This is a genomic window from Plantibacter sp. MPB07 (assembly GCF_046619465.1).
GTDB lineage: Bacteria > Actinomycetota > Actinomycetes > Actinomycetales > Microbacteriaceae > Plantibacter > Plantibacter auratus.
Genome location: NZ_CP177043.1, coordinates 2,572,304 through 2,592,151, shown reverse-complemented (window position 1 = coordinate 2,592,151; position 19,848 = coordinate 2,572,304). Strand labels below are relative to the sequence as shown.

At 70.2% G+C, this 19,848-nt stretch carries 19 protein-coding genes; 7 read left to right on the top strand and 12 right to left on the bottom strand.

The window, feature by feature from the left end; translation table 11 throughout:
- Positions 1–26: 26 nt before the first annotated feature.
- The 7 genes from ACLIME_RS11935 to ACLIME_RS11905 form a co-directional block, all read right to left on the bottom strand.
- Positions 27–1,226 (bottom strand): acyl-CoA dehydrogenase family protein, encoded by a 1,200-nt coding sequence (locus ACLIME_RS11935; RefSeq protein ID WP_411557044.1) that lies wholly within the window; start codon positions 1,224–1,226, stop codon positions 27–29.
- Positions 1,223–2,404 (bottom strand): acyl-CoA dehydrogenase family protein, encoded by a 1,182-nt coding sequence (locus tag ACLIME_RS11930; protein ID WP_411557043.1) that lies wholly within the window; start codon positions 2,402–2,404, stop codon positions 1,223–1,225. The genes ACLIME_RS11935 and ACLIME_RS11930 overlap by 4 nt, the downstream gene beginning before the upstream one ends.
- Positions 2,401–3,066 carry a methionine ABC transporter permease gene (locus ACLIME_RS11925; RefSeq protein WP_411557042.1) on the bottom strand — a complete coding sequence of 222 codons (666 nt, stop codon included), beginning with the start codon at positions 3,064–3,066 and terminating at the stop codon, positions 2,401–2,403. The genes ACLIME_RS11930 and ACLIME_RS11925 overlap by 4 nt, the downstream gene beginning before the upstream one ends.
- Entirely contained in the window at positions 3,059–4,225 is a 1,167-nt protein-coding gene (locus ACLIME_RS11920; protein ID WP_411557041.1) for a methionine ABC transporter ATP-binding protein, read from the bottom strand. Before ACLIME_RS11920 ends, ACLIME_RS11925 begins: the two co-directional genes overlap by 8 nt.
- Positions 4,226–4,325: 100 nt before the next feature.
- On the bottom strand, positions 4,326–5,306 hold the full coding sequence (locus ACLIME_RS11915; protein WP_411557040.1) for a MetQ/NlpA family ABC transporter substrate-binding protein: 981 nt from the start codon (positions 5,304–5,306) through the stop codon (positions 4,326–4,328).
- Positions 5,307–5,585: 279 nt separating this feature from the next.
- On the bottom strand, positions 5,586–5,810 hold the full coding sequence (locus ACLIME_RS11910; RefSeq protein ID WP_124767548.1) for a hypothetical protein: 225 nt from the start codon (positions 5,808–5,810) through the stop codon (positions 5,586–5,588).
- 122 nt (positions 5,811–5,932) lie between these two features.
- Complete coding sequence (locus ACLIME_RS11905; protein WP_411557039.1) at positions 5,933–7,204, bottom strand: hypothetical protein; 1,272 nt, start codon at positions 7,202–7,204, stop codon at positions 5,933–5,935.
- A gap of 142 nt (positions 7,205–7,346) precedes the next feature.
- Between ACLIME_RS11905 and ACLIME_RS11900 the strand changes: the two genes are divergently transcribed.
- Positions 7,347–8,729: an MFS transporter gene (locus ACLIME_RS11900; protein ID WP_191941940.1), complete on the top strand. Its 1,383-nt coding sequence runs from the start codon at positions 7,347–7,349 to the stop codon at positions 8,727–8,729.
- Positions 8,730–8,756: 27 nt separating this feature from the next.
- Here the strand turns inward: ACLIME_RS11900 and ACLIME_RS11895 are convergent, their stop codons facing one another.
- Positions 8,757–9,248, bottom strand: coding sequence for a MarR family winged helix-turn-helix transcriptional regulator (locus ACLIME_RS11895; RefSeq protein ID WP_191941939.1), 492 nt, complete (start codon positions 9,246–9,248; stop codon positions 8,757–8,759).
- A 38-nt stretch (positions 9,249–9,286) separates the two neighbouring features.
- Here ACLIME_RS11895 and ACLIME_RS11890 point away from each other — a divergent pair, with 38 nt between their 5' ends.
- The gene (locus ACLIME_RS11890) at positions 9,287–9,529 is read left to right on the top strand and encodes a hypothetical protein (protein WP_064296841.1); all 243 of its coding nucleotides are present in this window, start codon (positions 9,287–9,289) and stop codon (positions 9,527–9,529) included.
- Positions 9,530–9,608: 79 nt separating this feature from the next.
- Complete coding sequence (locus ACLIME_RS11885) at positions 9,609–10,646, top strand: DUF418 domain-containing protein (protein WP_411557038.1); 1,038 nt, start codon at positions 9,609–9,611, stop codon at positions 10,644–10,646.
- A 58-nt stretch (positions 10,647–10,704) separates the two neighbouring features.
- Here the strand turns inward: ACLIME_RS11885 and ACLIME_RS11880 are convergent, their stop codons facing one another.
- On the bottom strand, positions 10,705–11,508 hold the full coding sequence (locus ACLIME_RS11880) for an NmrA family transcriptional regulator (protein WP_411557037.1): 804 nt from the start codon (positions 11,506–11,508) through the stop codon (positions 10,705–10,707).
- A 79-nt stretch (positions 11,509–11,587) separates the two neighbouring features.
- On the opposite strand from ACLIME_RS11880, the gene ACLIME_RS11875 reads away from it, so the two are divergent.
- The 4 genes from ACLIME_RS11875 (at position 11,588) to ACLIME_RS11860 (ending at position 15,482) form a co-directional block, all read left to right on the top strand.
- Positions 11,588–12,001 (top strand): winged helix-turn-helix transcriptional regulator, encoded by a 414-nt coding sequence (locus ACLIME_RS11875; protein ID WP_411557036.1) that lies wholly within the window; start codon positions 11,588–11,590, stop codon positions 11,999–12,001.
- Positions 12,002–12,040: 39 nt separating this feature from the next.
- Complete coding sequence (locus ACLIME_RS11870; RefSeq protein WP_137244098.1) at positions 12,041–12,442, top strand: MmcQ/YjbR family DNA-binding protein; 402 nt, start codon at positions 12,041–12,043, stop codon at positions 12,440–12,442.
- 95 nt (positions 12,443–12,537) lie between these two features.
- Positions 12,538–14,076 (top strand): hypothetical protein, encoded by a 1,539-nt coding sequence (locus ACLIME_RS11865; RefSeq protein WP_411557035.1) that lies wholly within the window; start codon positions 12,538–12,540, stop codon positions 14,074–14,076.
- Between the two features lie 23 nt (positions 14,077–14,099).
- Positions 14,100–15,482 (top strand): LLM class flavin-dependent oxidoreductase, encoded by a 1,383-nt coding sequence (locus ACLIME_RS11860; RefSeq protein WP_411557034.1) that lies wholly within the window; start codon positions 14,100–14,102, stop codon positions 15,480–15,482.
- Between the two features lie 101 nt (positions 15,483–15,583).
- Here ACLIME_RS11860 and ACLIME_RS11855 read toward each other — a convergent pair whose 3' ends face one another.
- The 3 genes from ACLIME_RS11855 to ACLIME_RS11845 all read right to left on the bottom strand — a co-directional run bounded on the left by ACLIME_RS11855 (position 15,584) and on the right by ACLIME_RS11845 (position 19,735).
- A complete protein-coding gene (locus tag ACLIME_RS11855; protein ID WP_411557033.1) occupies positions 15,584–16,822 on the bottom strand; it encodes an acyl-CoA dehydrogenase family protein in 1,239 nt (412 codons plus the stop codon).
- A 184-nt stretch (positions 16,823–17,006) separates the two neighbouring features.
- Positions 17,007–18,269: an acyl-CoA dehydrogenase family protein gene (locus ACLIME_RS11850; RefSeq protein WP_411557032.1), complete on the bottom strand. Its 1,263-nt coding sequence runs from the start codon at positions 18,267–18,269 to the stop codon at positions 17,007–17,009.
- A complete protein-coding gene (locus tag ACLIME_RS11845; RefSeq protein WP_079706503.1) occupies positions 18,266–19,735 on the bottom strand; it encodes an LLM class flavin-dependent oxidoreductase in 1,470 nt (489 codons plus the stop codon). The genes ACLIME_RS11850 and ACLIME_RS11845 overlap by 4 nt, the downstream gene beginning before the upstream one ends.
- Positions 19,736–19,848 lie beyond the last annotated feature (113 nt).

Sequence of the window (19,848 nt, the reverse complement as noted above, 5' to 3'; positions counted from 1 at the left end):
TGTCGACGGGTGTGACCGGCGGGGCGTCAGGCCTCGCCGGTGCTCCACCAGGAGGCGATCGGCGTCCCGTTCACGACGTGGTCGCCGATCGCCCTGGCCTTGAAGCGGGACGGGTTGTGCGAAGCGATCGTGCGGGCGTTCCGCCAGTGCCGGTCGAGCGCCCGGTGCGTCTCCACGGCGCTCGCACCGCCCACGTCGAACAGGGCGGTCGCGGCGTCGAGCACGGCGGGCAGGATCACGAGCTGCGCGCGCGCCGTCGCGATTTCGACGGCGGCGATCCGTTCCTGGACGAGATCCGGGTCGGCACCGAGGATCGCCGCGCTCGAACGCCCCAGCGCGGTCGTCGCGGCGGCCAGGGCGGCGTCGGCAGCGAACGACTTCGCCGACAGCTCACCCACGACCTCCTGCACGATCGGGTCGGCCTGGGCGGTCGACGCCGCACCGTGGCTGTAGGTCCTGGTCCGCGTGCGGACGAACGCGCCGGCGTCGTCGACGATGGCGCGGCCGATGCCCGTCACCGCCGCCAGCAGGACCAGCTGCACGAACGCGCCGCCGTGCGAGGGGCGTTCCGGCTCGCGCCGGGTCACCGCCGACGCGTCGACGGCGACCTCCGTGAAGACGGTGGTGCCGCTGCCCGTCAGTCGTTGTCCGAACCCGGTCCAATCGTCGATCCGCTCGACACCCGTGGCGTCCGTCTCCACCAGCACGGAGACGAACTCGCCGTCCTGTTCGGCGGCGACCCCGACGAGGTCGGCGAACAGGGTGCCCGTGCTGTAGAACTTGGTGCCGTTCAGTCGGAGACCGCCCGGCGTCTCGGTGAGCCGGGTGGCGAGGGATCCCACCTTCGCGGTCGACCGCTCGTGGCTCGCGTTGCCGACGATGGCTCCGTCGGCCAGCCGGGCGAGGCGCGCCTCGCGGTCCGCGGACGCCGGCGCGTGCAGAGTGCGGTCGATGTAGGAGAAGTGGGAGCGGAACAGTTGCGCGAGGTTCGGGTCGCGTCTGGCCAGCTCGGCGAGCAGCTCGAACAGCTCGCCGTGCGTGGCCTCCTCGCCGCCGTACCGTCGCGGCAGCGTCACGCGGGTGAAGCCTGCTTGCCGCAGTGCCTCCACCTCGGCATACGGCAGCCGGCGCTCACGCTCCCGTTCGGCGGCGTCCCGCCCGAGCTCGTCGAAGAGCGGCGCGAAGCGCTGCGCCAGTTCCCGGTCGATCGTCGCCGTCTCGCTCATGCCTGCTCTCCATCCGCCGGAACGGGCTCGGTCTCGGGCCGCGCCCCCGGAGCCTGCCACTCGGGCAGGGTGCCGTTGAGCTCGAACTGCCCGAGTGCCGCCGAACGCTGCACGGCGGGATTGTGGGAGGCGATCGTCCGGACGTTCCGCCAGTGCCGGTCCAGCGCGGTCGACCGGCCGACGGCGGAGGCACCACCGACCTCGAACAGGCGGCTGAGGGCATCGAGGACGAGCGGGAGGACGACCTGCTGGACGCGGAAGACCTCCAGGAGTGCCGAGCGCGAGGCGTCGGGATCGGAGGTCGGTTCATCCAGGGTCCGAGCGGACGCGAGGACGAGCGCGCGGGCCGTGTGCACGACGCTGCTCAGCTGGCCCACGATCGACTGCACGAGCGGATCCTCGCGTGGCAGGTGCTCGCCCGCGTGGCCGACGGTCCGTCGCCTGGAGCGCACGTAGTCGACGGTGTCCTCGAGGGCACGTTGCGCGATGCCCGCCACCACACCGAGCAGGATGAGCTGTTGGAGGGCGCCCGTCCGGTGCCACCCCGCCGCGTCGCCGCTGTGGACGACGAGGTCGCGCGGGTCCACCGGTACGCGGTCGAAGGTGGTCGTCCCGCTTCCGGTCAACGGTTGTCCGAAGCCGTCCCAGTCGTCCACCGAGCGGGTGCCAGGATCGTGCGCGGAGACGGTCACGGCGACGCGGTCGGTCCCGTCGAGCGCGGACAGGTAGATCCAGTCGGCGTAGATGCTGCCGGTCGTGTAATACTTCGTGCCGGTCACCGTGAGGAGTTCGCCGTCGCGGTCGAGGACGGTCTCGAGGTGCGCGGTCGCGTGCCGCTCCGACTGCGCGTTCCCGACGAGGTCGCCGACGCTCAGCCGGGCGAACCAGTGCTCCCGATAGGCGGTGTCGGGCGAGGCGAGCAGCGCCTCGACGAACAGGATGTGTCCCCGCCAGACATGCCCGAGGCTCGAGTCCGCCGCCGAGAGCGTGATGAGCCGCGCGAACAGCTGCTCGAGCGTGAGCCCGCCGCCGCCGGACGCGACCGGGACTCTGGCAGCGGCGAAGCCCAGGTGCTTGAGCTCGGCGACCTCGTCGAACAGGAGGCGCCGGTCGGTCTCGCGCGACACGGCGCCGCCGCGGATGGAGGAGAGGAACGAGTCGAAGTCGTCGGCGCTCATCGGTGCAGCACCCGCTTCGCCAGCACGTTGCCGAGCAACTGGGCGAGCTGCACGAGCAGGACGAGCGTGACGACCACGAGTCCGACGACGATCCAGTCGAACCGCTGGTAACCGTAGGTCATGGCGAGGTCGCCGAGGCCGCCGCCGCCGAGCACACCGGCCACGGCCGTCGCATCGACGAGGGCGACGAGGATGTAGGTCAGTCCGAGGATGAGTGGGCCGAGCGCCTCGGGCACGACGATCGTGAACAGCACCCGCACGGGGCTCGCCCCCATGGCAGCGCCTGCCTCGATGGCACCCGGTGAGACGGCGACGAGGTTCGACTCGGAGACGCGACCGATGGCGACGCTCGCGACGAGGATGAGCGGGATCGTCGCCGGAAGCGGTCCGAGGCCGGTGCCGAACACGAGCCGCGTGAGCGGGATGAGCGCGATCGCGACGATGAGGAAGGGCACCGGTCGGATGACGTTGATGACGAAGTTGAGGACGCCGAACACGACGCGGTTCTGCAGGAGGTTGCCGGGCCGGCTCGCGTAGAGCAGGAGGCCCAGCAGGATCCCGATGACCGTCGCGACGGCGAAGGACACGGAGACCATGAGGCCGGTCTCCCCGATGGCCTTGAGGAGACGCGGGAAGAACGCTTCGGGATCGAAGTCACGCATGGGTGTGCTCCTTCAGCGTGGTGGGGTCCTCGGCGAGCGGTTCATGCCCTTCGACAGGCTCAGGGACCGGCGTGGGCTCAGGGACCGGAGCAGGCTCAGGGACCTGCGCGAGTTCAGGGGCCTGCGAGGTCGGCGCAGGGTCGATCGCGGTGACGGTCGCCGTGGCGCGGAGCCCCGCGATGGCGGCGTCCACGCGGTCGTCCGGCCCGAGCAGCTCGACCGTGAGACTGCCGAACAGTCGCCCCTGGAGTTCGTCGACGCCGCCGAACACGACGTTGAAGTCGATGTCGTTGTCGCGTGCGACCCGCGAGAGGAACGGGTGGTTGGTGTCGCGGTCCTCGACGTGCAGCTGGACGAGGCGCCCGTGGTGCACGGCCCGGATCTTCGCGAGCACCTCCTCGGAGGGGATGTGGTGGAGCACCGAGGAGACGAAGCGTCGCGCGGTCGCGGTGCGTGGTGCCGAGAACACCTCGTACACACTGCCCTGCTCCACGACCTCGCCGTCCTCCATGACGGCGACCCGGTCGGCGAGTTCGCGGATGACGTCGATCTCGTGGGTGACGAGCAGGATCGTGACGCCGTACTCCTCGTTCACCCGCCGGAGGAGCTCGAGGACCTCGCCGGTCGTCTGTGGGTCGAGGGCGCTGGTCGCCTCGTCGGAGATGAGGATCTCCGGACGGGTGGCGAGGGCGCGGGCGATGCCGACCCGCTGCTTCTGCCCGCCGGAGAGCTGCGAGGGGTAGGCGAGGGCCTTGTCGCTCAGCCCGACGAACGCGAGCAGTTCTTCGACGCGGTCGAGGATCTCGGCGTCCGGCACCTTCGCGAGTTTGAGCGGGTAGGCGATGTTCTTGTAGACGGTCCGGGACTCCAGGAGGTTGAACTGCTGGAAGATCATGCCGATCCGCTGACGGGCGGCGTAGAGCGCCTGCCCGGCGAGTGCGGAGATCTCGAGGCCCTCGACGACCACCCGTCCGCTCGTCGGCCGCTCGAGGGCGTTGACGGTGCGCAGGAGGGTCGACTTCCCGGCGCCGGAGTATCCGACGATGCCGAAGATCTCTCCTCGCTCGACCGTCAGGTCGACGTTCCGCAGCGCCTCGAAGGCGCGGCCCTTCACCTCGAACGTCTTACTGACGTCCTCGAAGACGATTGCTGTGTTCATCACCTGCTCCTCTCGCGGGAGGGCCGTCCGGGAGACCCCGGACGGCCACTGCGTGGTGGCGGCCGATCATCGCGGGAGGCGATGATCGGCCGCCGGCGTCCTACTCGGCTTCGGCTTGGAGCTCGGCGAGTTTGTCGCGCAGGTCCTTCACCGGGACCTTCACGAGGATCGAGTTCCCGGCGAACTCGTCGTCGAGCGCCTCGGCGACGCGCGGGTCGGCGTAGGTGTCCTCGAGGATCTTCCAGGCCGGGTTGTCCTTGTCCTCTGCGCGGGTGGCGATGACGTTGACGTAGGGCAGGTTCTTCTCGGAGAGCGAGTCGTCGAGGAAGAGCGCGTCGTCCTTCGTGATGCCCTGGCTCGGGTCGAAGTAGGAGGTCCCGACGACGACGGCCGCGAGCGACGGGTCGTCGAACTGCTGCGGGATGCTCGTCGCGGGCAGAGGCACGAACTGGAGGTTCTTGTCGTTCGCGGTGACGTCCTCGACGGTCGGGAAGTTCCCCGCGTCCGCCGCGATCTCGATGAGTCCGGCCGCAGCCAGGATGTTCAGCGCACGACCGCCGTTGGACGGGTCGTCCGGGATCGCGATGCGCGCGCCGTCGGCGAGGTCATTGACGTCGGTGAGCGTCTTCGAGAAGATCCCCCACTGCGTGATGACGGTCGAGAACACCGGCGTCAGATCGGCGTCGTTCTCCGCGTTGAAGGCCGAGAGGTAGAGGATGTGCTGGAAGGCGTTCGCGTCGACGGTGCCGGCGACGAGTTCGGTGTTCGGGAGTACCCAGTCCTTCACGTTCACCCACTCGACGTCGAGGCCCTTCTCGGCGGCGACCTCCTTGACGGCGTCCTGGAACTGCGTGTCCTCCGACACCGCGATCTTCACGCTGAGGCGCTCGGCGGGTGCGTCGGAACCGGTCGCCGCGTCGGCGGCACCGTTCTGGCCACCGACGACGACCGAGACGACGACGGCGATCGCGGCGACGGCGACGACCGCGACACCGCCGATCAGCAGGTTCCGGCGCTTCCGTTTGCCGGAGGCGATCGACGCCCGCAATTCGCTCGGTTCTGGTCCCGTGTGCTCACTCATGATGGTCCTCGGCTCTGTCTGTGGGTGCACTGGTGCGTGCACGGAGCCAGTTTCCACAGGCGTGCGGAGGGACGCCCGTTGCGTTACCGCGGACCGTCACCGTTCGAGATGAAACGTAAACGCGCTGCACGGGCGGGCGACCGTCCCTACACTGCGGCACGTCGACCGGCGCTCCGCACCTCCCGGGCACTTCGACAGGCTCAGTGACCGGGGCCGGGGCTCAATGATCGGGGCGCCCCGCGCGCCTCTACCGGTCCCTGAGCCTGTCGACGGGCGGGGTCAGGCGGGGTGGACGACGTTGCTCCGGCGGGCGAGGCGTCGGCCCGCGAGCTGATCGAAGATCGGGCAGTCGGGTGAGGGGATCGGCGACCCGTGGTGGGTCGGTGCTCCGGCCAGAGGGGCCTGTTCCGGAGGAGAGGACGCCGCCCGCGCGTCGAACCCGTGGGTGAGCGTCGTGAAGATCGGGGACGCGGAGCGCGGCGGGCGCGCGGACGAGCTGGGCACGGGGTCCTCTCGGGAGTCGGCGGCGAGGGCTTCGCGATCACGGTGAGTACGTCGCGACAGCAGTGCTCGTATTCTAGAACATGAATGCTGAGTGTCGGCCGCCACCTGTCAGGTGGCCACCGTCACCCGACGTCGTATCGCGCCAATGCATCGGCGTCCTGGGCGATCCGCGATGCCCGGCGGGCGGCGTCGAGCGCCTCGACCGGATCGTCGACCGCTGCCGCCTCCGCGAGCGCGAGCTGCCGCTGTGCCTCGGCGAGGCGCGTCCTCGCGTCGGCACCCACCCTCCCTCGGTGCGCGGAGATGACGTCGACGGCGACGCGGATGTTGCTGTCCGCGGTGAACAGTGCCCCGCGCATCGCCTCGCGTGCGTTGTCGAGGCGCTGCTGTGCGCTCCGGGCGGTCGCGAGGGCCGCGTCGAGATCGATGTCGGCGGCGCGAACCGCCTCCAGGCGTCGCATCGGATCGGGCAGGACGCGGTCGCCGTCCGCGGACGTGGTCGACTCCGCCTCCAGGAGCGCGCGGTTCGCCCGCTCGACGGCAGCCGCGATGACGGCGGCCGTCTCCGCGCGTTCCACCGTCGCGCCCAACGCCTCCGCTTCGGCGATCACCGTGCGGAGCTCCCGCCCCGCTGCGGCGAGTTCGGTCTCCGCTGCAGCGATGCCCGCGAGCGAACGCTCGACGGCGTCCAGCCGGTCCTCCGCCTGCTGCAGCTCGCGCCCCAGGGCGTGCAGTGACGCGGCGGCCGGCTGGGCGGTGCCGATCCGATCCTTCGTCTTCGCCGCATCGGCCGTCGCCTGGTCGACTGCGTCCTGCGCGGTCCGGCGGAGCACCCGGGCGTCCTCGACGGCGCTCGCCGCATAGCGCTCGGCGGCCGAGGCGATCGCGAGGCCGGTGGTGGTGAGTCGTTCGCACGCGCGGTCGATGCGTCGCTCGAGCTGGTCGAGGAGGTCGGGGGCTGAACGCTCCGCTCCACGCCGCTCGTCGAAGCCGCGCAGTCGGGCGCTCAGCGTGCGCTCGACATCCCCGCAGACGCTGATGATCCGCTCGTTCCAGGTGCGACGCTGCGCCTCCGTGTCGGCGATCTCGTCCTCGAGCGACTGACGGAGCCGGAACGCCTCCCCGAGCGCCGAGCGCGCCGAGGCGACGTCGGCCGCATACCCTCGGGCGGCTTCACGTCCGAACTCCGCTTCGGCGAATCCGACCTCGTCCTCGGCCTCGCGGACCGCGTCGTCGGTGCGGACGAGGGCGATGCCCGCGCGGCGGTGGAGGTCGTCGATGGAGGCGACGGGGGTCTTCGGATTGCGCCGACGCAGCAGAGTGACGAGCAACCAGACGATGATGCCGACGCCCCCGAACACGATCAGCGAGGGGAGCCACCACAGGTCGTCCATGGGCTCCAGTCTACGAACGCGGGACGGGCGTCGGCTGGGAAGGACGTGGCGCCGGGTGTCGGTCGTCGACGGCGTTTCGACGCCTGTCGAGCTTCCTCGGGATCGCGTTCGACGCGTCGGTCCGCGGGGCTACCCTGAACCCATGACCCGCCAGCAGCGCCTCGTGCTCACGATCGCGATCCTCTCCTCGTTCGTGGCGTTCCTCGACGGCTCGGTCGTGAACGTCGCGCTCCCCGCGATGACGAAGGAACTCGGCGGCGGCCTCATCGTGCAGCAGTGGGTGGTCGACGCCTACCTGATCACCCTCGGGTCCCTGATCCTGCTCGCGGGCTCGCTCTCCGACGCGTTCGGGCGCATCCGCATCCTCCGCATCGGGCTCATCGGCTTCGGCGTCACCTCGATCCTGTGCGCGGTCGCACCGACCGCCGAGGTCCTCATCGTCGCCCGGCTGCTCCAGGGTGGCGCGGCTGCGCTGCTCGTGCCGAGTTCGCTCGCCATCATCATCTCGACGTTCAGCGGCGTCGCGCAGGGCAAGGCCATCGGCACCTGGACGGCATGGACGGGGGCCGCGGGCATCACCGGCCCGCTGCTCGGCGGGGTGCTCGTCGACACGCTGTCCTGGCGCCTCATCTTCGCCATCAACATCATCCCGATCCTCGTCACCCTGTGGCTCATGATGCGCACCGACCGCGTACCCGAGCCCGAACACCGCCCGCGTATCGACGTCGTCGGCGCGGTGCTCGGCGCCGTCGGGCTCGGCGGCCCTGTCTTCGCGCTCATCGAGCAGGAGCGCTACAGCTGGTCGAGCCCGATGCTGCTCGTGCCGCTCATCGGCGGGGTCGTGTCCTTCGTCGCGTTCCTCTGGTGGGAGCGCCGCCACCCCGACCCGATGCTGCCGCTGTCGCTCTTCCGCGTGCGGAACTTCGGCTACGGCAACATCGCGACCGTCTTCATCTACGGCGCCCTCTCGCTCGGCTTCTTCGCCATCGCGGTCTTCATCCAGCAGACGGCGGGCTTCAGCGCCACGCTGGCCGGCATCGCGACGCTGCCGCCGACGCTCGTCATGCTCGCGTTGTCGTCCTGGTTCGGCAAGCTGGCCGGCAAGCACGGACCGCGGCTGTTCATGACGATCGGGCCGATCGTCGCCGGCGTCGGCTTCCTGCTGATGATGGGTGCGCAGCAGGACCTGAACTACTGGGTGCAGCTGTTCCCGGGCATCCTGCTCGTCGGTCTCGGCCTCGCGATCACGGTCGCGCCGCTCACCGCGGGCATCCTCGGATCGATCGACCCGGCCCATGCCGGCATCGGATCGGCGGTCAACAACGCGGTGTCGCGCGTGGCCGGCCTCGTGTCGATCGCCCTGGTCGGCATCATCGCCGGTGGCGCGCTCGGCGTCGACGGGTTCCCACGGGTGGTCCTGGCGACCGCCGTGTTCATGTTCGTCGGCGGTGTGGTGTCGTTCGTCGGCATCCGGAATCCGCGGACCGCGACCGCGCCGGAGACGACGACCTCGTCGCCGGCCTGACGCTGTCGCCTGGCGGCGAGCCCTCGGTCAGCGCGGGTCGACACCCGTGACGGCGGGCGCGGTGGTGGCCGCTCCGATCACCGCGTGGAGCATCTCGCGGAGCTGGGTGAGATGCTCGGCGTCCATCCGGAGCTCGTTCATGACCCGGTGCGGGATGGCCTCCGCCTGGGTGCGCAGCTCACGGCCGGCGGTGGTGAGTGAGACGTCGAGCACGCGTTCGTCGAGTCGGCTGCGGTCGCGTCGGACGAGCCCGGCGGTCTCGAGGCGCTTGAGGAGCGGGGACAACGTCGCCGGCTCGAGCTGCAGCGCTCCGCCGAGGTCCTTGACCGAGCGCGGGCTGTGCTGCCAGAGGGCGAGCATCACGAGGTACTGCGGATGGGTGAGACCGAGCGGTTCGAGGATCGGCCTGTAGAGCGAGATGACGCTGCGCGACGCGACGGCGAGCGCGAAGCAGACCTGGTTCTCGAGCTGGAGCAGGTCGTCGGCCGTGGCGACGGTGGTGGATTCGTTGGCGGTCACGGTCCCATCGTACCCAAATGATTAGTACACTCATCAACATGAGCGAGAAACGATCCTTCCGGGAGTCCGTGCGCGAGGCCGGTGGTCTGTACGGCTGGGTGAACGGCCGCATGTGGAAGGTGCTCGGTCCGCCGCCCCTCGGTCCGTACAACGAGGAGCCGTTGCCTCCGGCCGCACAATCGGGGTGCCCGATCTGCGGCCACGCCATGTCGGAGCACATCGTCGACCGCACGACCGGCCCGCGCACGCAGCTGCACTGCCCGAAGGCGCCGGCCGCCTGAGGACGATCTCCATCTCGGGTGGCAGGACGTCATCCTCCAGGTGCATGCGGGCTTCCGCCACGCCTGCTGAACTGGTGATATGCCTCAGGTCAACATTTCTTCCACGCCGCCGGTCCCGTCCACCGGCGACGCCACCTCGCGTCGCTGGCACCTCATCGACGCCCTCCGCGGGTTCGCACTCGTCGGCATCCTCTTCGTCAACGTCCCCGACATCACCCGGCTCGGTAGCGACATCCCGTTCGACCAGCGACAGTCCACGCTCATGGACACCGTGCTCGAGTTCGCGGTGCAGACGCGGTTCGTCCCCATCTTCGCCTTCCTCTTCGGGCTGAGCGCGATGCTCGTGATCCAGGGCGCCCGCCGTCGCGGCACCGGCGCGCTCGTCCCGATGCTGCTGCGTCTCGGAGCGTTGCTCCTGATCGGTGTCGCGCACGGGTTCCTCTACCCGGGCGAGATCCTCCGCGAGTGCGCGATCTGCGGGATCCTCATGCTCCCCCTCATGCTGTGGTTGCCGCGCTGGGCGCTGCTCGGGTCCGGCGTCGTGCTCACGATCGCCGCCTACGCGCTCACGGGCGGTGGCCTCGCGACCCTGCCCGGACTGTTCCTCGCCGGTGCGGGGGCGGCGGCGTACGGCTTGCCGAAGGTGCTCGACGCCGGGCGGCGGCCCGTGTGGATCACCTTCCTCGTGGCGGCGGCCCTCGCCGTCCCGGCCGTCGTCTGGCAGACCACCGAACCCGGCGACCCACGGTTCACGACCGCCGGAGGGATCGCGGGCGGGATCCTCGCCGTCGTGTACGTCACCGGATTCGCGCTGCTCTGGCAGACGCCGGTGCGTCGGGTGCTCGCGGCCGTCTTCGAACCTCTCGGTCGCATGGCCCTCACCAACTACCTCGCCGCGAGCGCCGTGTTCGCGGTCGTCGGGCTGGTCGTCCCCTTCCGGGAGATCGACGACCTGGCCGCGGTGAGCGTCGCAGCGGTCGCGCTCATCGCGGTGCAGTCGGTACTCAGCCGCCTCTGGCTGCGACACTTCCGCTACGGGCCGGTCGAGTGGGTCTGGCGGATGGCCACCTGGCGTCGCGCCGTCCCGCTGCGGGGTGCTGCGCTGCCGGCCGCCTGAGCGCTGAGTCGCCCGGAACTGCACGATTTCGGCTCGGATTCGTGCAGATCCGGGCGACTCAGCGGAACGGGAGCGAGGCGGCGGCGGCAGCGACCGCGACCGTGTCCGCTGGTTCGCGTCCGAGCAGGGTGCGGAGCTCGTCGCCCGCGCCGCCGAGGAATCCGTGCCGGACGCCGGTGAAGATCGACATGAGCATGGCGGGCTGGAACGGCTTGAGCGCGGCCTCAGCCAGCGTCGACCGCTGCTCGGCGAGGGAGACGGAATGGAGTGGGACGCCCAGCCGATCGGCCACCTGCGCGGCCGTGATCGGTTCGCCGACCAGGTCGTAGCTGCGACCGACGTGGTCCGACGGTGACGTCGCGACGACGGCCGCGGCCTCGGCGAGGTCGGCTCGTGCGACGGCGGCGAGCGCGCCGTCGCCGAACGCCGAACCGAGCGAGTCGCCCGACCACGCCAGGAGCGACCCGAACAGTTCGGCGTACAGGCCGTTCCGCAGGATCGTCCAGGCCAGGCTGCTGTGCTGCAGCCGACGCTCGGTCCACCGGTGCGCGAGCGCGAACGCGAGGTGGTCTCCGGCCGAGGTGAGGCTCGTGTACACGACATGCTGAACCCCGTCCCGCTCGGCCGCGGTGATCGCGGTCTCGTGTCGGGCGATCACGACGTCGTCCTCGGCTTCACCCGCCGATACGAGGACGAGCGTGTCGACCCCGACGAAGGAGACGGTGTCGGGGTCGTCGAAGTCGATCCGTCGCGTGCCGTCCTGTCCGCTGCGGTTGCTCGCGAGCGGTGCAGCCCCATGGGCGGTGAGCGCATCGAGGATCGCGCCGCCGAGTTGGCCGGTGGTTCCGGTGACGAGGATCATTTCAGGGCCTTTCGGTGTTCGGACTGATGACTCGGACGAGTCTGCGTCCCCTGTTCCGGCCCCACAAGAAGGCACTTCCATGTCACTCACGCACACCGCGGTAACCGCCGACCTCGAACCCTGCGGCAAGGAGGACCACCCGGACTGCGGCATCCGGGACGTCCTCGACCGCATCGGCGACAGCTGGTCGGTCCTCGTCGTCGTCGAGCTCGCGTCGGGCGACCGCCGGTTCCGCGAACTCCAGCGGGCGATCGACGGGATCTCCCAACGCATGCTGACGCTGACCCTCCGCCGCCTCGAACGCGACGGCCTCGTCGACCGGACCGTGTACCCGACGGTTCCCGCGCAGGTGTCCTACGCGCTCACCTCGTCCGGTGCTGGGCTCTCCCACCTGATCAAGACGCTCGCCGACTGGTCGCTCGAGCAGCGGCCGGTGATCGCGGCGTCGCGTTCGGCGTACGACGCCGCCCACCCGGGGCACCGCATCCGGTGAGCACTGTCGCGTGACGCCCGCGCGGAGTAGCGTCGGCGCATGGAGCATCCGATCGTGCATGATCCCGACGACCCGTTCGTCGAACGCGTCAGGCGGTTGTGCCTCGCCTATCCGGAGGCCGTCGAGACGTTCGGCCACGGACGCCCGCGGTTCAAGGCGGGCAAGCGCGTGTTCGTGACCGTCGGGTCGGAGATGCGCATCCCGCACAGCATCACGTTCACGCCGGCCGAGGAGGAGCGCGGCGCCTGGCTCGAGGACGACCGGTTCTGGTCGCCGAAGTACGACGGCCCGTCGGGCAAGCTCGCGTTCGACGCCGGTCTCGACGGCGACGACGGCCGCACGCTCGACGACGTCGACTGGGCACTCATCGCTGAGTTGATCGACACCTCGTACCGGCAGGTCGCCCTCCAGCGGCAGCTCCGGGCGCTCGACGCGCGCTGACCCGGGACGGGCCCGGTCGCGGAAGCATCTCGAAAGGGTCGTGCCAGACTGACGAGCGGGGGAGCGTCATCGAGACGCATCGGAAGTGGGGAGCCATGAGCGACCGGGGCGCAGCCGGGACATCACCTGAGCGCGATGACGCCGAGGCCAGCGCCGCCGGATCCGTCCACGCGACCTCGACCGTGGCGACCTCGCCCGACCCCGACGACGCATCCGCGGATCCCCAGGATCCTGCCCGCCGGTCGCCCCGAGTCGCGTTCCTGATCGCGTATCTCATCCGCTCCGTCGACCTCGTCGTCTCGGCCGTCCTCATCATCGCCATCGGGGGCGTCGTCACGGCGCTGTTCGACATCGTCGGCACCGCCATGCGCGTCGATCAGTCGACCGGGTCGTACGGCCCCGACGCGCCGCTCGTGCTCGGCGGGCCGTCGGGGGCGGAGCTCTGGTACCAGATGCTCGGCTCGCTCGGCGGGTGGATCCTCCTCGCCGTCGGCGTCATGCTCGTGATCGTCCAACCGGTGATGGAGGTCGTCCGTCGGAGGACCCCCTCGCGCGGGCTCGCCTACGTGAGCGGCCTGACGGCGGTCATGGTCGCCGGGATCGGCTTCGGTGTCCTGGTGGTCTTCGGGATACCGCCCGTGGGGTTGATCGCCAGCGGAGCCGCTGGTGGGCTGGTGAGCAATCTCGGATCAGCACTCGCGATACTCGTCTTCGGACTCGTCGTCTACGGTGCCCCCGTGCTGATCGTCGCCGCGCTCATCATGCTCCTCTCCTTCGCCATCGGTCGGCGACGGGTACGGGTCGTCACTGCGGTGCTCGCCGGTCTCATCGTCGTCGCCGTCATCGTGGCGTCGACCGGTGCGTTCCGCCCGCCGCCCGCGCGTGAGGTCGCCGCGGCGCAACGGTCCGAAGCCGAGGACGGATTCACTCGGGCGCTCGCGGACATCGACGGGATCGCCGACATCGAGGTCGTCGGTCACGGCGCGACGGTGACGATGTCGCTCGATGCCGGCGTCGGGCAGGTGCTCGGCGCGGCCGACGCGGCGAAGCGTGCCGGGGAGGACCTCGAGGGCATCGCGATCGTCGTCATCCAGCGCGAGCCGGACCCGACGTCGGCCGCCCAGCAACAGGATCCACCACGGGGACCGTGGCGGGTGCAGCTCGTGCCGAGCGATCAGAGCATCGACGAGATCGCCGACGAACTGCAGCGGCTGATGCTGACGGAGCGGCTGCAGGTGTCGATCGCCGTCACGGAGGGGGCACCGCTCATCACCGTCTTCTCCATGGATGCCCTTCCCGCGGCGGTCCGGGAACTCCGCGGGATCTACCCGGACGGCGCGCACTACCGTGTGCCGGAACGCTTCTCCATGGCGGACGACCCGGCCGAGCTCAGCGTGCCGATGGTCGACGCCATCCTCGCCATCGTCGAGGCCTGCCCCGATGTCGAGATCGAGGTCAACGCTCAACCGAAGCTCTACGTGAACGACGTGACCCCGGAGGAGGCCGCAGCGATCGTCGCCATCCTGCAGGACCCGGCGCTCGCCGGAACGAGTCCGTCGGGCTACCCCGCCGACTACCAGATCCACACCTCCGGCCCCGAGGGGGACGTCTACCTGGAGGGCACCTTCGGTTGAGCCCCTGCCGGTAGCGTGAGGGGATGACCGCCGCTCAGCCCTCCCGCCTCCAGTTCGGTGCCTTCGTGATGAACACCGGCTCCCACATGCAGCACGGCCTCTGGCGCCACCCGGACGCGAAGCAGCACACCTTCGACGACGTGAACCTCTGGGTCGACCTCGCGAAGACGCTCGAGCGTGGTCGGTTCGACACGATCTTCTTCGCCGACGTCGTCGGGGTCTACGGCGGTGCGGGGGCGTCCTTCGACGTGAACGCACGTGAGGGCATGCAGTTGCCGAGCAACGACCCGTCGATGCTGTTGTCGGCGCTCGCGATCAGCACCGAGCACCTCGGCCTCGCGTTCACCTCGTCGATCCTGCAGGAGCACCCGTTCACCTTCGCCCGGAAGATCTCGACGATCGACCACGCGTCCGGCGGTCGGGTCGGCTGGAACATCGTCACGAGCTTCCTCGAGAACGCGGCGCGCAACTACGGGCTCGACCGCCTCGTCGAGCACGACGAGCGGTACGCCTGGGCCGAGGAGTACGTGGCGGTCGTCGGCAAGCTCTGGGAGGGTTCGTGGGACGACGGCGCACTCCTCGCCGACAAGGCCGGCGGCGTCTTCGCCGACCCGACCAAGGTGCACCGGATCGACCACATCGGCGAACGGTACCGCGTGGAGGGCCCGCACCTGTCGTCGCCGTCGCCGCAGCGCTCACCGCTCCTGTTCCAGGCAGGCTCGTCCGGTGCGGGGAAGGCGTTCGCTGCGAACTACGCCGAGGTGCAGTTCATGATGGCGCCGAGCATCGAGGCGGCGCGGGCGTCTGCGGAGTCCACGCGCGCGCTCGTCGCCGAGACCGGCCGCGACCCGCGCGACGTCAAGTTCTGGCAGGCGATGTCGTTCATCGTCGGCAGCACCGAGGAGGAGGCGAAGCGTATCGAGGCCGAGTACGACGAGTACCTGTCGGCCGACGCGTTCCTCGCGCACTCGAACCTCGGAACCGACCAGGCGACGGGGAAGCCGATCGACCCGGACACTCCGCTGAAGGACGTCGAGACCCAGGGCGGGCACAGCATGCTCGAGGCGCTCAAGGCCCTCTCGCCGGACCGGGAGCCGACCGTGCGCGACCTCGCGAAGCTCACCGCGAAGCTGCGGGGCCGCGTCGTCGGCACGCCGGAGCAGATCGCCGACCACCTGGCCGAGTGGCGCGCGGCCGGGATCGACGGGATCAACGTCGCCAACTGGATGATCCCGCACTCCTACGAGGTCTTCGTCGACGAGGTCATGCCGGTGCTGCAGGAGCGCGGTCTCGCCCAGCGGGAGTACGCGCCGGGCACGCTCCGCGAGAAGCTCTTCGGTGCGGAGCCCACCCTCCCGGAGACGCACCCGTTGCGCGCCTACCGCGGCGCCTTCGCCGACCGCTGACCCGCACCCGCTCGGCAGCAGGGCATCCGCCCGAGAGCAGGACGTTTCGACGCGGAATGTCCTGCTCTCGGGCGGATGTCCTGTTCTCGTGCCGCGGCGGCCTACTCCGGCTTGGCCGTACCGACGGCCCAGACGAAGGGCGGCGGGGTGCCGTTGATGGACCAGTCGCCGACGATCCGCGTCTTGTAGATCACGGGGTTGTGGGACGCGACCGTGCGGGCATTGCGCCAGTGGCGGTCGAGGGCGCTCATGCGACTGACAGCTGACGCGCCAAGGGTGTTGAAGAGCAACGTCGCGGACCGTGGGACGAGCTCCGAGAGCACCACCTGCGCCTGGGCGGAGCGGATCTCGGCCTCGATGTTCGCCTGCAGGTCGTCCGCGGAGTCCCGGTCGGCGGCGGTCTCCGATGCCCGCTCGATGGCCGCGGCGACCCCGAGGACGGTCTGCTTCGCGACGAACGCGATCGACGAGATCTCGCCGACGACCGCCTGGATCTGTCCGTCGTCCTTCACGAGTGGCGCGAGACCATGCGTGTAGACGCGGGTGCGCGCACGGATCTGCTCCCCGGCGTCGCGCTCGACCGCCGCCGCGATCCCCGCGTGCACGGCGATGAGCACGTGCTGGTAGAGCGCGGTCTGGTACCGGAACCGGTCGGTGAAGGGGTGCAGCTGGTCGGCGTCGACGACGGCGTCCTCGAAGACGATCGTCCCCGTGCCGGTGAGCTGCTGCCCGAAGCCGTCCCAGTCGTCGGCGATCGTCACGCCCAGCTGGTTCGTGCGGACGAGCACGGTGACCTCGGTGTCGGGCTGGCCCTCGACGACGAGTCGCGCGGTGGCGTCCGTCCAGTCGGCGTAGATGCTGCCGGTCGTGTAGAACTTGCGGCCGTTCACGACGTAGCGACCGTCGCGCTCGGTGACGACCGTTCCGGAGACGCCGAGCGCGCCCGAGCCGACCTCGCTCCAGGCGTTGCCGACGATCTCACCGGCGACGAAGCGCTCGAGCCAGGCGGTGCGTCGGTCGCTGGGGGCCGCGACCAGCTGGTCCTCGACGAGGGCGATGTGTCCACGGAAGATCTGCGGGAGGTTCGAGTCCGCCGCGGCGAGCTCGATCAGGAGCTCGGTGAACTCCGGGAAGGTGAGTCCAGAACCGCCGAACTCGGCGGGGACACGGAGTGCGCCGAAGCCGGCGGCGGCGAGCTTCCGCACCTCCTCGCGCGGGAGCCGGTGCTCGAGTTCGCGCTCCACGGTGCCGGCCTGGATCTCGGCGAACAGCGGCAGGAGCAGCTCGCGGGCGGCCGCGAAGCCGACCGGGCGGGCGGTGGTGGAGGGTGCGGAGGTCATCTGGTTCCGTTCCGGAGGCGGCGGTGGGCTGGTCGTGTGGTTGGCCCTTCGACAGGCTCAGGGACCGGTGGAGGTGCTCAGGGACCGGTGGAGGTGCTCAGGGGCCGGTGGAGGTGCTCGGCGACCGGGTTGGGCAGTCTGGGTTCGGTCCCTGAGCCTGTCGAAGGGGGAGTGGCGTGAAGGCCTAGGTGTAGAGCGAGATCGGCTGCAGCTCGCCGTTCAGGTGGTTCGCGCCGACTTCGAGCTTCTTGTAGTCGACCGGGTCGTGGAGGGAGTGCGTGCGCACGTTCCGCCAGAACAGGTCGAGCCCCACGGAGGCCTTCGCCGAGCTGGAGCCGGTGACCTCGAAGATGCGGTTCGCGACCTCGATGCCGAGCTCCGTGGAGACGACCTTGAGCTTGGCGATCTCGATGGCGATGGCACCACGGTCTTCCGCGGTCACGTCTGCTCCCCGCTCGATGATGCGGTCGAAGCGGGCGTTCGTGCGGTCGGCGAGCGCCTCGACGGCGGCGATCGACGACACGAACTCGCCGACGACGCGCTGGACGAACGGGTCGTCGCGGTAGGTCTCGGCGTGGCTGAGGAACCAGGCGTTCTTCCGCGCCTGGACGAGCTCGGTGCCCTGCGCGAGCGCGCCCTCAGCGATGCCCAGGTAGAGGTTGCCGAACGCGAGCTGGATGCCGGGCGTCACGAGGGAGGAGAACGGTTCGTCGCCGACCGTGCCGAGGATGTCCGCCCGCTCGACGAGCACGTCCTCGAACCGCACGGAACCCGACGCGGAGAGCCGCTGGCCGAGCGCATCCCAGTCGCCGAGGTAGGCGATGCCCGCGCGGTCGTGGTCGAGGACGAACTGGAAGATCGTGCCGTCGTGGTCGCCACCGCGGACGACCGCGTTGACGAGGATGACGTCGCCGGCCGAGGCGCCCGTCGAGAACCGCTTGAGTCCGTTGAGGCGGAACGCGTCGCCGTCCTGGGTGAGCGAGAGGTCGGGGTCCGTCGGGTTCACGGAGTCGCCCCAGATCCACCGGCCCTCCACGGTCTTGCGGTGCCACTCGGCCTGCGTGGCCGGGTCGGCGGTGAAGCCGATGTTGCCGGCGTTGATGTAGTGGTAGGCGAGTAGCTGGCCGATGGAGGCGTCGACGCGCGACAGGATGCGGACGACCCGGAAGGCGCTCTCCCAGTGTCCGCCACCCCCGCCGAACTCGGCGGGGTCGAGCAGATTGACGAGGCCGGATTCGCGGAGGAGGTCGAGCTCGGTGGTGGGGTCGAGGTTCGCGCGGTCGCGTTCGAGGACGTCGACGGCGAGCTTGGTGGCGACCTCGGTGGCGACGGCGTCCCAGTGCGCGAGCTCGGCGTCGTCGGCGGTGCCGGACCAGTGGGTGCGCCCTTCGGGGACCGGCTTCTTGGTCACTGGGCCTGTCGAAGTGCTGATCGTGTCGATGCTCATGCTGAGGCTCCTTCTGGGGCGTAGGCGTTGGTCTCGTCGGCGTTGTCGGTGTCGAAGAGGGAAGGCGCGGTGTCGTCGGCGGCGGACGGCTGCCCGACGTACGCACCGCGGTAGCGGTGGGCCGGGTGCCACTCGGGCACGACGGGAGAGCCGGTGCCGTTCAGGCGGCCGCGCAGCGTCCCCTCCGGGTACTCGTCCCAGACGCGGCCACGGCGACGCAGCTCGGGCACGAGCAGGTCGACGACGGCCTCGAAGGTGCCGGGCGTGATGACGTAGGCGAGGTTGAAGCCGTCGGTACCGGCGACGTCGATCCAGCGCTCGATCTCGTCGGCGACCGTCGCGGCACTGCCGACGAACACGGGCCCGATGCCGCCGATGCCGATGTAGTGGGCGATGTCGCGCGGCGTCCACTCGCGCTCCGGGTCGGCGAGCGTGAAGATCGCGAGCGCCGAGCGGGCGGCGTCGGTGTCGACGTACTTGAGCGGCTTGTCGGGGTCGAAGGAGGAGAGGTCGAGGCCGGACCAGCCGCCGTAGAGGGTGAGGGCGCCGTCGAGCGAGATGTACTGCTGGTACTCCTCGTACTTGGCTTGCGCCTCCTCGTCGGTCTCGGCGACGATCGCCGTGGCGAGGGTGAGGATCTTCACGCTGTCGCGCGGGCGTCCGAGGGCCTCGGCGCGGTCGCGGATGTCGTCGGTCGTCTTGCGGGTCAGCTCCGGGACGAGCCCGTTGATGAACACCGCCTCGCCGTGGGTGGCTGCGAACTGGCGACCGCGGGCCGAGGCGCCGGCCTGGAAGATGACCGGGGTGCGCTGCGGCGACGGTTCCGAGAGGTGGATGCCCGGGACCTGGAAGTGCTCGCCCCGGTGGTTGATGGGGTGCACCTTGGTGGGGTCGGTGTAGACGCCGTTCTCCCGGTCGATGACGACCGCGTCGTCCTCCCACGAGCCCTCCCACAGTTTGTAGGTGACGTCGAGGAACTCCTCGCCGATGCCGTAGCGGTCGTCGTGCTTGATCTGGGTGGTGAGGCCGAGGTTGCGGGCGGCGGAGTCGAGGTAGGAGGTGACGACGTTCCAGCCGACCCGACCCTTCGTGAAGTGGTCGAGCGTCGAGAAGCGGCGGGCGAGGGCGTAGGGCAGTTCGTAGGTGGAGGCGACGGTGACGCCGAAGCCGAGGTGCTCGGTCGCCTTCGCCATGGCCGACACCTGGATGATCGGGTCGCCGACGGGCAGTTGCGCCGAGTCGATGAGCGCGGGTGCGGAGGAGTGACGGTAGACGTCGTAGATGCCGACGACGTCCGCGATGAACAGGGCGTCGAAGGTGCCCCGCTCGAGGAGTCTGGCGAGGTCGATCCAGTAGTCGATGTCGTTGTAGCGGTGCGCCTGGTTGTCGGGGTGCTTCCACAGGCCGGGCGCCTGATGGGTCACGCAGCTCATGTCGAACGCGTTGAGGATGATGCGCTTGCTCACAGGGATACCACCGGGTCGTCTCGTCGAGGCTGGGTCCGACGGCGATCACGGCGCCGTCCAGCACGACGGTACTCGGGGGCTCGGGTGCTCGCGAGGGGCCCGAAACAGAGCGT